Origin of the sequence: Vibrio sp. 10N.261.52.A1 (assembly GCF_002876325.1) — a bacterium.
Classification (GTDB): Bacteria; Pseudomonadota; Gammaproteobacteria; order Enterobacterales; family Vibrionaceae; genus Vibrio; species Vibrio chagasii.
Window position 1 is genome coordinate 1 of the sequence record NZ_MCYD01001072.1, and the last position, 1,651, is coordinate 1,651.

Sequence of the window (1,651 nt, forward strand, 5' to 3'; positions counted from 1 at the left end):
TCCTACTTCCCCTCTCTGTATATATTGTCTAACATAATATGGTTTCAATAATAAAAACTCATACTTCCTTGTTAAGGTAATTCGAATGATTTCAAAATGGGCAAAACGTTTCTATCAAATGGCGGAATTAGTCGGTTCCTGGAGTAAGGATCCGTCCACTCAGGTTGGTGCTGTTATCACCAAACACAACCGCATTGTTTCGGTTGGCTTTAATGGCTACCCTCATGGTGTATCGGACAGTGCTGATACTGATGATCGTGAGATGAAATACCTAAAAACGCTTCACGCAGAAGAGAACGCAATCTTGTTTGCTAAGCGTGATTTAGACAGCTGTGAAATCTGGGTAACTCACTTCCCTTGCCCAAACTGCGCAGCGAAAATCATCCAAACCGGTATTTCTGCGGTTCACTGCCCAGAGCAAAGTGAAGACTTTCTTTCTCGCTGGGGAGACAAAATCAAAGTGAGCCAAGATATGTTTGAACAAGCAGGCGTACAAGTCGATTGGTTACCACTGGCTGACCTAGATTAAACGAACAGATAGTTAGAACAAAAAAGCCGAGAGTCGATCTAATCGCTCTCGGCTTTCTTTTGTTTGGGGCTCAGCGGACTGCAGGATTAAGCACTGACAGGAAATGCTTCAGCGTATGCTTCCATGAAATCTTTACGAATCTCTTGCTCTAGATGAACCGCCTTCTCGGTTGGACAGAAAATCATAAAATGGACTTCTTGCTCACCGGTTGAACTGCTTGTGATGTGGATATGCGGCTCAGAGCCAGGAAGGTCGACACCAGCGTGTTTTTCGATCACGCCGTTATAACGACGAGCAACATCGATAAACTCTTCACAATGCTCTTCAATTTTGACAATAAGACCCGGCACCATTGGGTACAGGTTCACGAAGTCTTTCACCGTCACCGTAAAGCTATGGTAAACGTAACGCTTCATGAAGTTGAGGTTCTTTACAGGATAAGTAAAGAACATGCTGTTAGGCAGCGTAGCGGTCTTGCCAGTGAAGTGGTATTGCCCATGATACAAGTCGATCTCTTGAATCACAGTCGCCATCAAGTTGTGTTCAATCACCTCACCACTGATTTTACCCACTTCAATCCAATCACCAATTCTAAATGAGCGTGAGCTAGCACGTTGAATAGAGCCAGTGAAACACAAGATGATCTCTTTTGACGCCACTACTATCGCAACGGCAATTGCTGTTACTGAGAGAGCAAACTCACTGATTTCAGATTTCCAGAGAAGAAAAAGCGTTATAACAATAATCGCAAAGGTGCCGTTTTTAGTACGGGACATCCAATTACGTTGGTCTTCGCTAAGGAAAGCAACATCACCCCTAATTTGAGATAAGGTGATTCGGCGGATGATTAAAATAAGACTGATAATCAGCGCACTAAAAATAAACTTATGAGCGAGTAGGAAATCTATTACTTGCCACACTTTTTCCATTACTTAATCCTTAGCATTACAACGGTTAGCTTTACAAGAAAGCCCCTAATATCAGTGCTATGAAAAAGCGCTCAACTCCAGAGCGCTCGTGTTCATTCTGATATTAACTATTAGGGCGTGTTGACCTTTCGCGGTTAAATTTCGTTCGGATGGGGACGCCTAGTCAAAAGCGTTTTAATCGCGGCGAGGGAGA

At 43.4% G+C, this 1,651-nt stretch carries 2 protein-coding genes; one reads left to right on the plus strand and one right to left on the minus strand.

What is annotated here, in order from left to right:
- Positions 1-85: 85 nt before the first annotated feature.
- Positions 86-529 carry a cytidine/deoxycytidylate deaminase family protein gene (locus BCT81_RS23135; RefSeq protein ID WP_004737813.1) on the plus strand — a complete coding sequence of 148 codons (444 nt, stop codon included), beginning with the start codon at positions 86-88 and terminating at the stop codon, positions 527-529.
- Positions 530-615: 86 nt separating this feature from the next.
- On the opposite strand, the gene BCT81_RS23140 is transcribed toward BCT81_RS23135, so the two are convergent.
- On the minus strand, positions 616-1,458 hold the full coding sequence (locus BCT81_RS23140; protein ID WP_102425993.1) for a mechanosensitive ion channel family protein: 843 nt from the start codon (positions 1,456-1,458) through the stop codon (positions 616-618).
- Between the last annotated feature and the right edge of the window lie 193 nt (positions 1,459-1,651).